The organism is Bradyrhizobium sp. NBAIM03 (assembly GCF_020194055.1).
Lineage (GTDB): Bacteria > Pseudomonadota > Alphaproteobacteria > Rhizobiales > Xanthobacteraceae > Bradyrhizobium > Bradyrhizobium yuanmingense.
In genome coordinates this window covers 38,302-53,771 of record NZ_JADYVS010000038.1, presented here as the reverse complement: position 1 = coordinate 53,771, position 15,470 = coordinate 38,302, and the positions used below count along the sequence as shown (strand labels likewise).

Here is a 15,470-nt window from a genome sequence, read left to right as displayed (position 1 = left end):
AGGCACTTGCAGCCGGGGCGGGCGAAGCCGACGGGGCCGGCGAGGGACTTGCCGATGCGGCCGGCGCCGGGCTCGCGGTCTGCGCCAGAGCGCCTGACAGCCCATGCGACAAGGCCGCAGCCGGGATCAGCGCGGCCAAAGCGAGGCGACGAAAAGTGTTCATTTTATTCTCCCCGAGGCCCACTTCGTCGGGGCCTCAATTCATCAAGGCCTTACCCACCAAGGCCTTAACCCGTCCGCGCGTCCCGGTTCGCGCGAACCGCGCCGTTCTAACACGCGAGCGCCGAATTCGTCCCATGACAGATGCGTCATGGCAGGCACCTTGCCCGATGTCCCGACCCGGGTGGCAAATCACTGGCCAAGCGGCCGACGATCGCCATATAAGGCAGGCGAAATTCGGGAATTTTCATGAGCGCGCTGGCCAACCACGCATTTGCCAAGATGAACGGCATCGGCAACGAGATCGTCGTTGTCGACTTGCGCGATTCGGCGGCCAAGGTCACGCCGGACGATGCCCGCGCCGTCGCGTCCGCGAACGGCGGCGTGGCTTACGACCAGCTCATGGTGCTTTCGAGGCCGCGGCTCGACGGCACCGAGGCCTTCATCAGCATCTACAACAATGACGGCTCGGAGGCCGGTGCCTGCGGCAACGGCATGCGCTGCGTCGTGCGCCGCATCTTCGAGAAGACCGGGCAGACCAGTGCGACCTTCGAGACGGCCGCCGGCCTGCTCAATGCCTGGCAGGGTCCGGCGCCCGACCTCTACACAGTGGATATGGGCGCGCCGAAGTTCGGCTGGCAGGACATTCCGCTGGCGGAAGAGTTTCGCGACACCCGCTACATCGAATTGCAGATCGGGCCGATCGACAATCCCATTCTGCATTCGCCCTCAGTGGTGAGCATGGGCAATCCGCACGCGGTGTTCTGGGTCGACGACGTCAACGCCTACGATCTCGGCCGCTTCGGTCCGCTCTTGGAAAACCATCCGATCTTCCCCGAGCGCGCCAACATCACGCTCGCCCATATCGTCGATCGCGAGCACATCACGATCCGCACCTGGGAGCGCGGCGCCGGCCTGACCAAGGCGTGCGGGTCGGCGGCCTGTGCCACGGCGGTCGCCGCCGCGCGGCTGAAGCGCGCCGAGCGCAAGGTCGAGATCACATTGCCCGGCGGCAAGCTCGGCATCGAATGGCGCGAGCGCGACGACCACGTGCTGATGACGGGCACCGCGACCTTCGAATATGAGGGCAGCTTCGATCCGGCGCTGTTCGCGCCGGTCGCCTGATGGCCGTCGACATCGTCACCTTCGGCTGCCGCCTCAACGCCTTCGAGGCCGAGGTGATCCGCAGCAAGGCGGAAGTCGCAGGGCTTTCCGACACCATCGTCATCAACAGCTGCGCCGTCACCAACGAGGCGGTGGCGCAGGCGCGCCAGTCGATCCGCAAGTTGAAGCGCGAGCGCCCCGAGGCGCGCATCGTCGTCACCGGCTGCGCGGCGCAGACGCAGGCTGCGATGTTTGCGGGCATGGCCGAGGTCGATCGCGTCGTCGGCAATGACGACAAGATGCGCGGCGAAGCGTGGCGGGAGACGCGCCACGCTTTCGATCTTGGCGCCAGCGAGAAGATCGCCGTCAGCGACATCATGGCGGTGAAGGAGATGGCGCCGCACCTCGTCGATGGCTATGCGAGCGGCCTGCCGCGCGTCTTCGTGCAGGTGCAGAACGGCTGCGATCATCGCTGCACCTTCTGCATCATCCCGTTCGGCCGCGGCAATTCGCGCTCGGTGCCGATGGGCGCGGTGGTCGATCAGGTGCGCACCCTGGTCGAGCGCGGCCATGCCGAGATCGTGCTGACCGGCGTGGATCTCACGAGCTACGGCGCAGACCTGCCCGGCGCGCCCAAGCTCGGCCTGCTGACCAAGCAGATCCTGCGCCATGTGCCCGAGCTCAAGCGCCTGCGTATCTCCTCGATCGATTCGATCGAGGCCGATGACGACCTGCTCGATGCCATCGCGGAGGATGCGCGCCTGATGCCGCACCTGCACCTGTCGCTGCAGTCGGGCGACGACATGATCCTGAAGCGCATGAAGCGGCGGCATTCGCGGCAGGATGCGATTGGCTTCTGCGAGCAGGTACGCCGCCTGCGCCCCGATGTCGTCTTCGGCGCCGACATCATCGCGGGCTTCCCGACCGAGGCCGAGGACATGTTCTCGCGCTCGCTCGACCTCGTCGAGCAATGCGGACTGACCTTCCTGCACGTCTTCCCTTATTCGCCGCGGCCCGGCACGCCCGCCGCGCGGATGCCGCAGGTGGCGGGGCCGGTCATTAAAGAGCGTGCGAAGCGGCTGCGCGCGGTAGGAGAGGCGGCGCTGCAGCAACGGCTGCAAGCCGAGATCGGCGCGATGCGCGATGTGCTGATCGAGAGCGAGGGGCAGGGCCGCACGGAGCACTATCTGCCGGTGGTGATTGCGGGCGAGCGGGTGGGAAGCATCGTGCGGCTGGAGATTGCTGGCATTGATGGCGAGCGGCTCACGACGTAAGCAGCTGCTCTCTTCCTTCTCCCCTTGTGGGAGAAGGTGGCGCGAAGCGCCGGATGAGGGGTTGTATCCGCGCAATCGCATTGAGAGGTCATGCGCGGAGAGAGACCCCTCACCCGTCTCGCCGCTCTCGCGGCGAGCCACCCTCTCCCGCAAGGGGAGAGGGAAAACTACGACGCCCTGACCTGCCAGAATCGCAGCGTGCGCTTGGCGTTCTCCGCCGTCATTCTCGCAAAATGCCCCTGTGTCCTCGCGATGTCCGCGGGCGTCATCGCGCCTGTCGCGAAACGGCATTCGAGCACGGCCATGGTGGTCTCCCAGCTGAGCTGTGCGGCCTTGCACGGCACCAGCAGGCCGTCCTCGCGGAGACTCTGCATCAGCGGTCGGATCACCTCGACCGTCGATCCCGACAACGCCGCCAGCGCCGCCACCGTCTCCTCATAGCGCCGCTGTCTGGCGAAGCCGAGCAACGTCGCCTCGTCGAGCTGGCCGGTGGCCTTGAGGCCGGCGATGGCGCGCTTGGCGCGTTCGAAATCGCGCACCGCCGACATTTCGCGTTCGGCGCCGATGGCGACGGCGGCGATCGCGCTCTGGATTTCCTCGAACAGATGCGGCGGGGCGCGCGACAGCAGGCGGGTGCGCACGGCGTCCGTCGCCGAGCGCAGCAATTGGCGGCGCAGCTCCGACGGGAGGTCGACGCGGACGCCGACGCTGACCGCGAGCTCCGGGTCGCTTTCGGCCTGGCCGACGATGATGGCGAACCCTTTTCCGGAGACGCGCGCGCCGGGATTGGCCGCAAGCCGCCGGCTGACGCTGGGGTAGCGGCGCGCCAGCAGCGCGTCGGTGACGATCTCCTTCAGCCACCAGCGGCCGGCGACCGCGAGCAGATGCGGCTCGCCCTTAGCTGATGCGATCTTCACCAGCTCGCCGTCGTCGAGGCGCGCGGATTCCTGCAGCACGGGGCCGGCGATGCGGATCTCGTCATTGTTGGCGAGGCGGCGGATCACCGACGGCGGCGCCTGCGCGACCGGCGCCAGCTGCGCGCTGATCTCGGCCAGCGCCACGCGCGCTGCCACATCGGCGATGGCGCGCAGCTCGATGGTGCCGATCAGGCGCTCGAGCACGTCGTCGAACAGCGCGATCTGCTCGTCGTCGAAATTGCCGGCGGAGGAGAGGAACAGCTCGGTGACGCGCCGGGCCGTCGCCAGGCCCTTTTCCGGCGAGCCGATCCGCAGTGCGGATTCGACCTCGTCGATGATCGATAGCCCGGAATTGGTCATCGCGCGCGGCTCGTCCTGAGCGGTTACGGAAGCTTGTTCTAAGCAACCGTTATCATTAGAGGCGAGCGCTGAAGGTTTCGTAAACCATGGCACGGTAGCCGAGCACAGCCGCTTCTCGACCGACCACCGCTCCTCATCCCGAGGAGCCCGCGAAGCGGGCGTCTCGAAGGATGGATACGGCCGCGATGCGCGGGGCCTCTATGGCTCGAGACGGCGCTGACGCCTCCTCACCATGAGGGTCTACGAGGCTACTCGCCCTTCCACCCGCAGGCCCGGAGCTTCTCGTGCATATGCGGCGGGGCCGGCGCCACCACGCGGACCGGCTCCTTGTTCCGGGAGATCGGCACCACGATCTCGCGCGAATGCAGGTGCAGGCGCGGCTCGCCGAAGCGCGGACCGTTGCCGTAGATGTTGTCGCCGAAGATCGGCCAGCCGCTCGCGGCCGCATGCACCCGCAATTGATGGGTCCGGCCGGTCACCGGTTCCATGGCAAGCCAGGTGAAACCGTCGCCCCGGCCCATCACCTTCCAGTTCGTGATCGCCTTCTGCCCTTCCGGATCCGGCTTCTGCCACCAGCCGCGTTCGGCATTGAGCCGGCCGAGCGGCATGTCGATGGTGCCTTCGTCCTCGGCAGGGCCGCCTTCGACCACGGTCCAGTAGGTTTTGCCGATCTTGCCGTGCTTGAACAAAAGGCCCAGCGATGCCGTCGCCTTGCGGTGGCGGCCGAGCACGAGGCAGCCCGAGGTGTCCTTGTCCAGCCGGTGGGCCAGCACCGGCGGTCGCGGCAGGCCGAAACGCAGCGCGTCGAAGCAATCCTCCAGATTGGGGCCGCCCTTGGGGCCGCGATGCACCGGCAGGCCGGCCGGCTTGTCGATGACCAGCATCAGGCCGTCGCGATGGAGCACGCGGGCCAAGATCTCATCGGCGGTCATTTGGGGAACATCGAGCAGTCGCAGGACTTTCGGTCAAGGCTTTCGTTTACGGGCCGGAACGGCTAACACGCCACCATGAACGATACCACCTCCGAGACCCCCAAGCTGAGCTGGTGGCGCCGCCTGTCCAATGGGCTGAAGCGCACCTCGTCCTCGCTCGGGACCGCGGTCGCCGACCTCGTCACCAAGCGCAAGCTCGACCGCGCCATGCTCGACGACATCGAGGACGTGCTGCTGCGCGCCGACCTCGGCACGTCGGTCGCGGTGCGCATTGCGGATGCCGTCGGCACGGGGCGCTACGACAAGGCGATCTCGGCGGACGAGGTCAAGGACGTCGTCGCCACCGAGGTCGAGAAGGTGCTGTCGCCGGTGGCAAAGCCGCTCGTGATCGATGCGGCAAAAAAGCCGTTCGTCATTCTCGTGGTCGGCGTCAACGGTTCCGGCAAGACCACCACGATCGGCAAGCTGTCGCAGAAATTCGCCTCCGAAGGCCGCAAGGTGATGCTGGCCGCCGGCGACACGTTTCGCGCCGCCGCCATCGAGCAGCTCAAGGTCTGGGGCGAGCGGACGAAGACGCCCGTCATCGCGGGCGCGCAGGGCTCGGATTCCGCAAGCCTCGCCTTCAACGCGCTCACCGCGGCGAAGGAGCAGAATGTCGACGTGCTGCTGATCGACACCGCGGGCCGCTTGCAGAACAAGGCCGAGCTGATGAACGAGCTCGAGAAGGTCGTGCGCGTGATCCGCAAGGTGGATGACACTGCGCCGCATGCCGTGCTGCTGGTGCTGGATGCGACCGTCGGCCAGAATGCGCTGTCGCAGGTCGAGGCCTTCCATCGCACCGCCGGGGTCACCGGCCTCGTCATGACCAAGCTCGACGGCACCGCGCGCGGCGGCATCCTGGTGGCGCTCGCGGAGAAGTTCAAGCTGCCGGTGCACTTCATCGGCGTCGGCGAAGGCGTCGACGATCTCGCGCCCTTCACCGCGCGCGACTTCGCCCGCGCCATCGCCGGAATCGAATAGCGTCATCCTTCGGGACGCCGCTTGCGCGGCTCCTCAGGATGAGGTCGTGCCACACATGAGGTCCTCATCCTGAGGAGACCGCGAAGCGGTCGTCTCGAAGGATGGGAGATACGGAAGAGAGAATGGACAAGACCCAGCCGCATCCGCTGTTCAAGCTCGCGACCGAGCTCGGTCCGCTGCTCGTGTTCTTCTTCGTCAACGCGAAGTTCAATCTGTTCGCCGCGACCGGCGCCTTCATGGTGGCCATCGCGGTCGCGATGGCCGCCTCCTACATCGTGACGCGACACATCCCGATCATGGCGATCGTCACGGGCGTGATCGTGCTGGTGTTCGGCACGCTGACCCTGGTGCTGCACGACGAGACCTTCATCAAGCTCAAGCCGACCATCATCTACGGCCTGTTCGCCGCGATCCTCGGCGGTGGCCTGTTGTTCGGCCGTTCCTTCATCGCCGTGATGTTCGACCAGGTGTTCAACCTGACGCCGCAGGGCTGGCGCATCCTCACCTTGCGCTGGGCGCTGTTCTTCGCCGGAATGGCGGTGCTGAACGAGATCGTCTGGCGCACCCAGAGCACGGATTTCTGGGTGAACTTCAAGGTATTCGGCGTCACCCCGATCACGATGATCTTCGCCATCGCACAGATGCCGCTGACCAAGCGCTATCATCTCGCGCCGGTCTCGCTGGAGAGAAGCGAGGCCGAGGCGGGGGATGTGAGCAAGGGTTAGGCGAAGGACAGGCGAAGCGTCGCTCCACATACCGCTGTCATGCCCCGGCTTGACCGGGGCATCCAGTACGCCGCAGCTTCTCCGTATACGACTGGCGTCTCTGGAATACTGGATCGCCCGATCAAGTCGGGCGATGACAGTTGAGCGTGTGGTACGAGCGCGGCATCAGCTTCCTGCCTTCAGCGCCTTCTCCAGCTCCGGCATCAGCACGGCCTTGAGATTTTGCGGCGTGATCGGCCCGACCAGCTTGTAGACGATGGTGCCCTCGCGCCCGACGACGAAGGTCTCCGGCACGCCATAGACGCCCCATTCGATCGACGCGCGGCCGTTGGCGTCGACGCCGACGTGGCCGAACGGGTTGCCGTAGCGGCCGAGGAAGCGCCGCGCATTGTCGGCGGCGTCCTTGTAGTTGATGCCGACCAGCTGGAAGCGCTTGTCTTTTGCCATTTCGGTCAAAAGCGGCGCTTCGTCATGGCAGGGCACGCACCAGGACGCCCAGACGTTGACGAGGCTGACCTTGCCCTTGAACGCAGCCGGATCGAGTCCCGGCACCTGCGTGCCATTCTCTTGCAATCCCTGGAGCGGCGGCAGCACGGTTTGCGGTGCGGGCCGGCCGATCAGCGCGGACGGAATCCGCGAGGGATCGCCACTCCCGAGCCGGAACCAGAACAAAAGCGCTAGGCCGATGAAGACGATCAGCGGCAGCATCACCAGGAAGGTGCGGCGCTGCGGCGAAGCGGAGGCAGGCTGATCGCTCATCGCAGCTCCGTCGCGCTGCGGCCCGACGGGCGGGTGATGCCGCGCTGCTCCAGCTCGCGCAGGCGCTGCGTCTGGCTGCGATAATCGAGCATGACCCAGCCGATCAGGATCGCGACCACGAGGGCGACAGCTGCGTAAGACGCCACGATGAAAGAGGCATAAGGACCGAGCGACATCGTCATGCAGCCCCAGCTTCTTTGGACGCGTTGTCTTCACGCGAACCGGCGGCCATGTCGCTCGAAAACGCCATGCGGCTGGCCTGCATCATCTGCAGCGAGCGGACACGGCGGCGCAAAATCTCGTTGCGCATCGCGGCCAGGTGCAGCGTGACGAACAGCAGCGTGAAGGCGACCGCCATCACCAGCAGCGGAATCAGGAACGACTTGTCCAGCGCCGAGCCGCCCATGCGCATCACCGAGGCGGGCTGGTGCAGCGTGTTCCACCAATCGACCGAGAACTTGATGATCGGCAGGTTGATCGCGCCGACCAAGGTCACCACCGCGGCGGCGCGCGCTGCACGCGAGGGATCGTCGACGGCGCGCCACAGCGCCATCAGGCCGAGATACATCAGGAACAGGATCAGCACCGAGGTCAGCCGCGCGTCCCACTCCCAATAGGTGCCCCACATCGGCCGGCCCCAGAGCGAGCCCGTGAGCAGCGCGAGGAAGGTGAAGGCGGCGCCGATCGGAGCTGCGGCCTTGGCGGCGACGTCGGCGAGCGGATGCCGCCACACCAGCGTGCCCAACGATGCGATGCTCATCACGCCCCACACGAACATCGACAGCCAGGCATTGGGCACGTGGATGAACATGATCTTGACGGTCGCGCCCTGCTGATAGTCGTCGGGCGCGAGCGCAGCTTGATAGAGACCGATCGTGAGCAGGATGATTGTCGCGGCCGCCAGCCACGGCAACACCCGCGCTGTCAGCGCGAGGAACCGCGTGGGGTTGGCGAGGTCGATCAGCGTCATGGTATCCTGATAATCACCGGGGGCCGCTCAGGCAATCAGCACGAAAGCCCGTCGCGAAAGTTGATCCGGGTCAAGGTCCGTCGAGCCCATCTCAGTCGAGGCCATGCCGCAGGCTTGCTGCGGCCGCGAACGGGCCGATCACGAGGCTGACCAGCGACAGTGCGCACAGGATCGAGAACGGCGCGCCGAAGGTCATGGGACCGACGATCACCGCCTGCGAGGCCGCAACGCCGAAAATCAGCACGGGAATCGACAGCGGCAGCACCAGCACCGCCATCAACAGCCCGCCGCGATGCAGCGTCACCGCCAGCGCCGCGCCGATCATGCCGGTGAAGGTCAGCGCCGGAGTGCCCGCCAGCAGCGTCAGCGCCACCGCGGCCGTGGCGATCATGTCGAGGTTGAGCAACAGGCCGAGCACGGGGGTTGCGACAATCAGCGGCAGGCCGGCGGCGAGCCAATGCGCCAGCGCCTTGGCGGCGCAGGCGAGTTCCAGCGGCGTCCGGCTCATCGTGATCAGGTCAAGCGAGCCGTCCTCATGGTCGGCCATGAACAGCCGGTCGAGGGTCAGCAGGCTCGCGAGCAGGGCGCCGAGCCAGAGGATCGCAGGTCCCAGCCGCGACAGCAGCGCCAAATCCGGCCCGACCGCGAACGGCATCAGCACCACCACGGTCAGGAAGAACAAGACGCCAATCAAGGCCCCGCCGCCGACGCGGAGCGCGATGCGGATGTCCCGGCGGATGAGGGCGGCAAGGGCGGTCATGGGGCGGCTCTCCCGGCGGAGCGGACGTGGGAGCCGGGCTGGAGCTCCGGGTGCGGTGCGCTCCCTCCCCCGCCTGCGGGGGAGGGGTGGGGAGAGGGTGTCTCGACAACGACGACTCCCCCAGAGGAGAGAACCCTCTCCCGGCGCTCCGCGCCCGCCTCTCCCGTACGCGGGAGAGGCGAGGGAACGGGGAGAGCAGCGCGCGGCCGCTTGGAAAACTGAGGGTGCCTGAACTTCACGCCACACCTCCGATCCGCAGCTCCCGCGATTCGATGCCGAGCGGGGCATGCGTCGCCGCGACGATCATGCCGCCGGAAGCAAGATGCTCGCGCATCAGGCCGGCGAACATGTCCTGACCGGCGACATCAAGCGCATTGGTCGGCTCATCCAGGAGCCAGACCGGGCGGCGGACGGTCAGCAGCCGCGCCAGCGAGAGCCGGCGGCGCTGTCCCGCGGACAGGAATCCGGCGGGCAGATGGATGGCGTGGTCGAGCCCCACCTTGGCAAGGCTCTCGACGGCATCGAAACGCTCGCCGCCGAGAAAATCAGCCCAAAACGTCAGGTTTTCGGCCACGCTCAGCGCCGGCTTCAGGGCATCGCGATGGCCGAGATAGTGGCACTGCTCCGCCAGGGTCAGCTCACTATGGCCCCCCTCCAGCGCGATCGTCCCGCCGGCCGGAACGAGCAGGCCCGCGATCAGCCGCAGCAGCGAGGTCTTGCCCGATCCATTGCGGCCGACCACAGCCACGGCCTCGCCCGACCCGGCCGCGAAATCGAGCCCGGCGAACACCTCGCGCCCGCCCCGCACGCATCTCAGCCCGTGACCTGACAGCCGCATGTCGCCTTGGTTCAGTCCGCTCACAGCCGGGCCTCAGGAAATCTTGGGGTAGCGCATGGGAATTTTTGGCTCGCGAATTGCTGCGGCACGATAGTGGCTGTGGCGGCGCGGTTAGAAAGCTTCTATAAGCCCGGAACTACTTGATGCAGCAACTCAACCTGCCCCTGCAAGCGGCCCAGCCTGATACGCTGACGGTGTTAAAATACCCTGCCGGGTATAACTAGCAATTGGGATCTCCTACATGACCTCGCTCGACAGCTTCAAATGCAAAAAGACTCTCAAGGTCGGCGCCAAGACCTATGTCTATTACAGCCTGCCCACCGCCGAGAAGAATGGTCTGAAGGGAATTTCGAAACTTCCCTACTCGATGAAGGTCCTGCTCGAGAATTTGCTGCGCAACGAGGATGGCCGTTCGGTCAAGAAGGAAGACATCGTCGCGGTGTCGAAATGGCTGCGCAAGAAGTCGCTGGAGCATGAGATCGCCTTCCGCCCGGCGCGGGTGCTGATGCAGGACTTCACCGGCGTGCCCGCGGTGGTCGACCTCGCCGCGATGCGCAACGCGATGCAGAAGCTCGGTGGCGAGCCTGAGAAGATCAACCCCTTGGTGCCCGTCGATCTCGTCATTGACCATTCCGTGATCGTGAACTTCTTCGGCGACAACAAGGCTTTCGGCAAGAACGTCACCGAGGAATACAAGCAGAACCAGGAGCGCTACGAGTTCCTGAAGTGGGGCCAGAAGGCGTTCTCGAACTTCTCCGTCGTGCCGCCCGGCACCGGCATCTGCCACCAGGTCAATCTCGAATATCTGGCCCAGACGGTCTGGACCAAGAAGGAGAAGATGACCGTCGGCAAGAAGACCGGCACCTTCGAGGTGGCCTATCCCGATTCGCTGGTCGGCACCGATTCGCACACCACCATGGTCAACGGCCTTGCCGTGCTCGGCTGGGGCGTCGGCGGCATCGAGGCGGAAGCCTGCATGCTCGGCCAGCCGCTGTCGATGCTGCTGCCCAACGTCGTCGGCTTCAAGCTGAAGGGCGCGCTGAAGGAAGGCGTCACCGCGACCGACCTCGTACTCACCGTGACGCAGATGCTGCGCAAGCTCGGCGTGGTCGGCAAGTTCGTCGAGTTCTTCGGCCCCGGCCTCGACCACCTCTCGGTCGCCGACAAGGCGACGATCGCCAACATGGCGCCCGAATACGGCGCGACCTGCGGCTTCTTCCCGGTCGATGCCGCCGCGCTCGATTATCTCAAGACCTCCGGCCGTGCCTCGGCCCGAGTCGCGCTGGTGCAGGCCTATGCCAAGGCGCAGGGCCTGTTCCGCACCGCCAAGTCGCCCGACCCCGTGTTCACGGAAACGCTGACCCTCGACCTCGGCGACGTCGTGCCGTCGATGGCAGGCCCGAAGCGTCCCGAAGGCCGCATCGCGCTGCCCACCGTCGCGGACGGCTTCTCGCTCGCGCTTGCCAGCGAGTACAAGAAGGCCGAGGAGCCGGCCAAGCGTTTCTCCGTCGAAGGCAAGAACTTCGACATCGGCCATGGCGACGTCGTGATCGCTGCGATCACCTCCTGCACCAACACCTCGAACCCGAGCGTGCTCATCGGTGCCGGCCTGCTCGCGCGCAATGCGGCTGCGAAGGGTCTCAAGGCCAAGCCGTGGGTGAAGACTTCGCTCGCGCCGGGCAGCCAGGTGGTCGCGGAATATCTCGCCAATTCCGGTCTGCAGCCCGATCTCGACAAGGTCGGATTCAACCTGGTCGGCTTCGGCTGCACCACCTGCATCGGCAATTCCGGTCCGCTGCCTGAGGAGATCTCGAAGTCGATCAACGACAACGGCGTCGTCGCGGCCGCCGTGCTCTCCGGCAACCGCAACTTCGAAGGCCGCGTTTCGCCGGATGTGCAGGCGAACTACCTGGCCTCGCCGCCGCTGGTGGTCGCCTACGCGCTCGCGGGCAGCGTCACCAAGAACCTCGCCACCGAGCCGCTCGGCGAGGGCAAGGACGGCAAGCCGGTGTACCTGAAGGACATCTGGCCGACGACCAAGGAGATCAACGCCTTCATGAAGAAGTTCGTGACCGCGTCGATCTTCAAGAAGAAGTATGCCGACGTGTTCAAGGGCGACACCAACTGGCGCAAGATCAAGACGGTCGAGAGTGAGACCTATCGCTGGAACATGTCTTCGACCTATGTGCAGAACCCGCCCTACTTCGAAGGCATGAAGAAGGAGCCGGAGCCGGTCACCGACATCGTCGAGGCGCGCATCCTCGCCATGTTCGGCGACAAGATCACCACCGACCACATCTCGCCGGCCGGCTCGATCAAGCTCACCTCGCCCGCCGGCAAATATCTCAGCGAGCACCAGGTGCGTCCGGCCGACTTCAACCAGTACGGCACGCGTCGCGGCAACCATGAAGTGATGATGCGCGGCACCTTCGCCAACATCCGCATCAAGAACTTCATGCTGAAGGGCGCGGACGGAAACATCCCCGAGGGCGGCCTGACCAAGCACTGGCCCGACGGCGAGCAGATGTCGATCTACGACGCCGCGATGAAGTACCAGGAAGAGAAGGTGCCGCTGGTGGTGTTCGCGGGTGCCGAGTACGGCAATGGCTCCTCGCGCGACTGGGCCGCCAAGGGCACGCGCCTGCTCGGCGTGCGCGCCGTGATCTGCCAGAGCTTCGAGCGCATCCACCGCTCCAACCTGGTCGGCATGGGCGTGCTGCCGCTGACCTTCGAGGAAGGCACCTCCTGGCAGTCGCTTGGGCTGAAGGGCGACGAGAAGGTGACCATCCGCGGCCTCGTCGGCGACCTCAAGCCGCGCCAGAAGCTGACCGCGGAGATCGTCTCCGGCGACGGTTCGCTGCAGCGCGTTTCGCTGCTCTGCCGCATCGATACGCTGGACGAGCTCGACTACTACCGCAACGGCGGCATCCTGCACTACGTGCTGCGCAAGCTCGCGGCGTAAACGCGGATTTGTGAATGATGGCTCACTGCGAAGTGAGTAGAAGCCTTAACGAAGGCGGCCTATCAAAGGCCGCCTTCGCGCGTTTGCGGTACGCTTCAGATGGGCCCGCCCGGCGGAAAACCTCCCTTTGGACGGTGGCCCGGATGGATGAATGTACCGCGCCCCGTAAGACTACGGTGACCATCCGGCGATAAGATTTCCCCCTGAGAGCAACGGTGTGCGGCGTTCGACATGACGACAATGACGGCTTCCCATCTGATTCCACGTTGGTCCGGCGCCCTCTGGTCGGGAGCTCTCGGCATATGTGCGATCATCGCCGTCATTCGTCCTGCCGAAGCTGAACCCCGCGCCGTCGTCGAATTGTTCACCTCGCAGGGCTGCTCCTCCTGCCCGCCCGCCGACCAGATCATCGGCGATCTCTCCAAGGACCCCTCCGTCATCGCGCTGAGCATGCCGATCGATTATTGGGACTATCTCGGCTGGAAGGACACACTGGCGGATTCGCGCTTCTCTGCACGGCAGCGTGCCTATTCGCGCATGCGCGGCGACCGCGAGGTCTACACGCCGCAGGTCGTGGTCAACGGCTCCACCCATGTCATCGGCAGCGATCGCACCGGCATCGAGAACGCGATCGGCAAGACCGACAAGGGCACTGGCGTGATGAGCGTGCCGGTGACGATGTCGCTCTCGGGCAAGCAGATCAACGTGTCGGTCGCCGCAAGCAAGGAGCCCACGGTCTCGCGCGGAGAGGTCTGGATCTGCTCGATCGCGAAGTCGGTGCCGATCGCGATCACCCGCGGCGAGAACAAGGGGCAGCAGGTCACCTATCACAACGTGGTGCGCAGCCTGCTCAAGGTCGGCGACTGGACCGGCCGTCCGGAGAGCTGGACGGTGCCGATCGAGAACCTCACGCGCGACGGCGTCGACGGCGCGGTGGTCTACGTCCAGGACGGCAGCCGCGAGCGACCGGGCCCGATGCTGGGTGCGGCCTACACGTCGCTGCATTGAAGCAGGCAGAACGTCTCAGCAATTGATGCTCGTCATTCCGGGGCGCGCCTCTTGGCGCGAACCCGGAATCCATTTCTCAGCTTGTGATGGTAAATGGATTCCGGGCTCGCGCTTCGCGCGCCCGGGAATGACGGCGGACCCGGAAACATCTCGGCACAAACAAAAAAGGACCAACTTGCGTTGGCCCTCCTTGTCGTGCGTACAGACCCGATCCTGTTCGACCCCGGGGGGCTGGGGGCTGAGGAATCCGGAACCGAAAGGACCGGGTCAACGCACGTCACCCTTTTCGCAGTGCAGGGCGGCAGGCGGTTGGCGGAAAAGCGGCGATACTATGATTCCTGCTAACGATCCCGTGACGGTTTGCCGCGACGGAGTTCCACCCTTGCGTGTGCCCTTATGCGACGCCGATTCGATAGGTCGAGCCCCTTGCGATGCGGAACGGTTGGCGCAATCATGCAATTGTCACGAACGCGGTTCCGGGACGATCTTGGCGGACGCGGGTAGCCGTGCGATGAGGAGGCGCTTCCCATGAGTCTGACGTCGGAGGATGCCGATCCGAGCGAGCAGCGCGCGGCGGCGCGTCCTGCCGCGGCGCATGCGCAGCCGAACCGGGTGACGTTCAACCGGCTCGAGCTGCACCGGATTCTCAATCTCTACGGCCGCATGGTCGCCGACGGCGAATGGCGCGACTATGCCATCGACTTCCTGAAGGACCGCGCCGTGTTCTCGGTCTATCGCCGCGCCTCGGAAGTGCCGATCTATCGCATCGAGAAGGACCCGCGCCTGGCGCGCAAGCAGGGCATGTACAGCGTGATCTCGGCGACCGGCCTGATCCTGCGTCGCGGCCACGAGCTCGAGCGGGTGCTGCTGGTGATCGATCGCAAATTGGCGGTGGTGTAGACCAACCATCGATCGTCATTCCGGGGCGCGACGAAGTCGCGAGCTATGGTGCGCAATTGCGCACCCGAGAATCCATCCCTCCACCGCCCCTGCCGTTCAATGGATTCCGGGTTCGATGCTGCGCATCGCCCCGGAATGACGGATGAACTACTTCCCCGGCACCGTGCTTGCGCCCTCGCCGAGGTCGCGCTGCATCATCACGGTGTCCAGCCAGCGGCCGAATTTCAGCCCGACACTGGGATGCGTGCCGATCATCTTGAAGCCGCACCTTGTGTGCACGCCGATCGACCCGGCATTGGCGGAATCGCCGATGACAGCGATCATCTGGCGAAAGCCGCGCGCTTCGCATTCGACGATCAGCCGTTCCAGCAGCATTGAGCCGACGCCGCGGCGGTGGAAGGACGGATCGAGATAGATCGAGTTCTCCACCGTGAAGCGATAGGCGGGCCGCGGCCGGTAGGCGCCGGCATAGGCATAGCCGGCCACGCGGCCGTCCAGCATGGCGACGAAATAGGGATAGCCGCCGTCGATCAGCGCGCGATAGCGGCGCGTCATTTCCGAGAGGTCGGGCGGCTCCAGCTCGAACGTCGCCGTGCCCTCGCGGACGGCCTGCTGGTAGATGGCGGTGACGGCGGGGAGGTCGGCCTCGGTGGTGGGCCTGATATCGGGTGCGGACATGGGGGAAGGATAGAGCGTTCCCTGAGGGGCCGGAAGAGGCTGCGCTGCCTCCACACCCGTCATTGCGAGCGCAGCGAAGCAATCCAGAAATGCATCTGCGGAGG

General features: G+C 65.7%; 15 protein-coding genes. 7 read left to right on the top strand and 8 right to left on the bottom strand.

The features are described 5' to 3' along the window. The first annotated feature begins 408 nt into the window (after positions 1-408). Together dapF and mtaB are read left to right on the top strand one after the other, a co-directional pair. The gene (dapF, locus tag I6F21_RS34635; protein WP_225184116.1) at positions 409-1,284 is read left to right on the top strand and encodes a diaminopimelate epimerase; all 876 of its coding nucleotides are present in this window, start codon (positions 409-411) and stop codon (positions 1,282-1,284) included. Then, entirely contained in the window at positions 1,284-2,537 is a 1,254-nt protein-coding gene (gene mtaB / locus I6F21_RS34630) for a tRNA (N(6)-L-threonylcarbamoyladenosine(37)-C(2))-methylthiotransferase MtaB (RefSeq protein ID WP_225184115.1), read from the top strand. The genes dapF and mtaB overlap by 1 nt, the downstream gene beginning before the upstream one ends. Before the next feature lie 167 nt (positions 2,538-2,704). On the opposite strand, the gene I6F21_RS34625 is transcribed toward mtaB, so the two are convergent. Next, positions 2,705-3,814 carry a DUF2336 domain-containing protein gene (locus tag I6F21_RS34625; RefSeq protein ID WP_225184114.1) on the bottom strand — a complete coding sequence of 370 codons (1,110 nt, stop codon included), beginning with the start codon at positions 3,812-3,814 and terminating at the stop codon, positions 2,705-2,707. 248 nt (positions 3,815-4,062) lie between these two features. Continuing rightward, the gene (locus I6F21_RS34620; RefSeq protein ID WP_193760611.1) at positions 4,063-4,746 is read right to left on the bottom strand and encodes an RNA pseudouridine synthase; all 684 of its coding nucleotides are present in this window, start codon (positions 4,744-4,746) and stop codon (positions 4,063-4,065) included. A gap of 75 nt (positions 4,747-4,821) precedes the next feature. Here I6F21_RS34620 and ftsY point away from each other — a divergent pair, with 75 nt between their 5' ends. Both ftsY and I6F21_RS34610 read left to right on the top strand, forming a co-directional pair. Beyond that, complete coding sequence (ftsY, locus tag I6F21_RS34615; RefSeq protein WP_036008849.1) at positions 4,822-5,766, top strand: signal recognition particle-docking protein FtsY; 945 nt, start codon at positions 4,822-4,824, stop codon at positions 5,764-5,766. A 122-nt stretch (positions 5,767-5,888) separates the two neighbouring features. Then, on the top strand, positions 5,889-6,491 hold the full coding sequence (locus I6F21_RS34610; protein ID WP_225138552.1) for a septation protein A: 603 nt from the start codon (positions 5,889-5,891) through the stop codon (positions 6,489-6,491). Between the two features lie 165 nt (positions 6,492-6,656). Here I6F21_RS34610 and I6F21_RS34605 read toward each other — a convergent pair whose 3' ends face one another. The 5 genes from I6F21_RS34605 to ccmA form a co-directional block, all read right to left on the bottom strand. Continuing rightward, positions 6,657-7,250 (bottom strand): DsbE family thiol:disulfide interchange protein, encoded by a 594-nt coding sequence (locus I6F21_RS34605; protein WP_036008843.1) that lies wholly within the window; start codon positions 7,248-7,250, stop codon positions 6,657-6,659. After that, positions 7,247-7,432 (bottom strand): heme exporter protein CcmD, encoded by a 186-nt coding sequence (gene ccmD, locus I6F21_RS34600; protein WP_225184113.1) that lies wholly within the window; start codon positions 7,430-7,432, stop codon positions 7,247-7,249. The genes I6F21_RS34605 and ccmD overlap by 4 nt, the downstream gene beginning before the upstream one ends. Next, entirely contained in the window at positions 7,429-8,220 is a 792-nt protein-coding gene (locus tag I6F21_RS34595) for a heme ABC transporter permease (protein WP_225184112.1), read from the bottom strand. The genes ccmD and I6F21_RS34595 overlap by 4 nt, the downstream gene beginning before the upstream one ends. Positions 8,221-8,311: 91 nt before the next feature. Then, positions 8,312-8,980 carry a heme exporter protein CcmB gene (gene ccmB / locus I6F21_RS34590; RefSeq protein WP_025032861.1) on the bottom strand — a complete coding sequence of 223 codons (669 nt, stop codon included), beginning with the start codon at positions 8,978-8,980 and terminating at the stop codon, positions 8,312-8,314. Between the two features lie 235 nt (positions 8,981-9,215). Beyond that, positions 9,216-9,818 carry a heme ABC exporter ATP-binding protein CcmA gene (gene ccmA, locus I6F21_RS34585; RefSeq protein ID WP_225184117.1) on the bottom strand — a complete coding sequence of 201 codons (603 nt, stop codon included), beginning with the start codon at positions 9,816-9,818 and terminating at the stop codon, positions 9,216-9,218. Between the two features lie 241 nt (positions 9,819-10,059). Here ccmA and acnA point away from each other — a divergent pair, with 241 nt between their 5' ends. From acnA to I6F21_RS34570, 3 genes are all read left to right on the top strand, one after another. Further along, positions 10,060-12,780 (top strand): aconitate hydratase AcnA, encoded by a 2,721-nt coding sequence (gene acnA / locus I6F21_RS34580; protein WP_225184111.1) that lies wholly within the window; start codon positions 10,060-10,062, stop codon positions 12,778-12,780. 231 nt (positions 12,781-13,011) lie between these two features. After that, positions 13,012-13,788, top strand: a complete 777-nt coding sequence (locus I6F21_RS34575) for a DUF1223 domain-containing protein (protein WP_057026569.1) — start codon at positions 13,012-13,014, stop codon at positions 13,786-13,788. 528 nt (positions 13,789-14,316) lie between these two features. Beyond that, positions 14,317-14,688, top strand: a complete 372-nt coding sequence (locus I6F21_RS34570) for a DUF2794 domain-containing protein (protein WP_036008814.1) — start codon at positions 14,317-14,319, stop codon at positions 14,686-14,688. A 147-nt stretch (positions 14,689-14,835) separates the two neighbouring features. Here I6F21_RS34570 and I6F21_RS34565 read toward each other — a convergent pair whose 3' ends face one another. Further along, positions 14,836-15,366, bottom strand: coding sequence for a GNAT family N-acetyltransferase (locus tag I6F21_RS34565; protein WP_036008811.1), 531 nt, complete (start codon positions 15,364-15,366; stop codon positions 14,836-14,838). Between the last annotated feature and the right edge of the window lie 104 nt (positions 15,367-15,470).

Bases quoted from the DNA above. Each gene is read 5' to 3' on its own strand.
- I6F21_RS34605 (WP_036008843.1), bottom strand. From the start codon at position 7,250: ATGAGCGATCAGCCTGCCTCCGCTTCGCCGCAGCGCCGCACCTTCCTG.
- I6F21_RS34595 (WP_225184112.1), bottom strand. From the start codon at position 8,220: ATGACGCTGATCGACCTCGCCAACCCCACGCGGTTCCTCGCGCTGACA.
- I6F21_RS34620 (WP_193760611.1), bottom strand. From the start codon at position 4,746: ATGACCGCCGATGAGATCTTGGCCCGCGTGCTCCATCGCGACGGCCTG.
- I6F21_RS34625 (WP_225184114.1), bottom strand. From the start codon at position 3,814: ATGACCAATTCCGGGCTATCGATCATCGACGAGGTCGAATCCGCACTG.
- ccmD (WP_225184113.1), bottom strand. From the start codon at position 7,432: ATGACGATGTCGCTCGGTCCTTATGCCTCTTTCATCGTGGCGTCTTAC.
- I6F21_RS34570 (WP_036008814.1), top strand. From the start codon at position 14,317: ATGAGTCTGACGTCGGAGGATGCCGATCCGAGCGAGCAGCGCGCGGCG.
- ftsY (WP_036008849.1), top strand. From the start codon at position 4,822: ATGAACGATACCACCTCCGAGACCCCCAAGCTGAGCTGGTGGCGCCGC.
- dapF (WP_225184116.1), top strand. From the start codon at position 409: ATGAGCGCGCTGGCCAACCACGCATTTGCCAAGATGAACGGCATCGGC.
- I6F21_RS34565 (WP_036008811.1), bottom strand. From the start codon at position 15,366: ATGTCCGCACCCGATATCAGGCCCACCACCGAGGCCGACCTCCCCGCC.
- I6F21_RS34610 (WP_225138552.1), top strand. From the start codon at position 5,889: ATGGACAAGACCCAGCCGCATCCGCTGTTCAAGCTCGCGACCGAGCTC.
- I6F21_RS34575 (WP_057026569.1), top strand. From the start codon at position 13,012: ATGACGACAATGACGGCTTCCCATCTGATTCCACGTTGGTCCGGCGCC.
- acnA (WP_225184111.1), top strand. From the start codon at position 10,060: ATGACCTCGCTCGACAGCTTCAAATGCAAAAAGACTCTCAAGGTCGGC.
- mtaB (WP_225184115.1), top strand. From the start codon at position 1,284: ATGGCCGTCGACATCGTCACCTTCGGCTGCCGCCTCAACGCCTTCGAG.
- ccmA (WP_225184117.1), bottom strand. From the start codon at position 9,818: ATGCGGCTGTCAGGTCACGGGCTGAGATGCGTGCGGGGCGGGCGCGAG.
- ccmB (WP_025032861.1), bottom strand. From the start codon at position 8,980: ATGACCGCCCTTGCCGCCCTCATCCGCCGGGACATCCGCATCGCGCTC.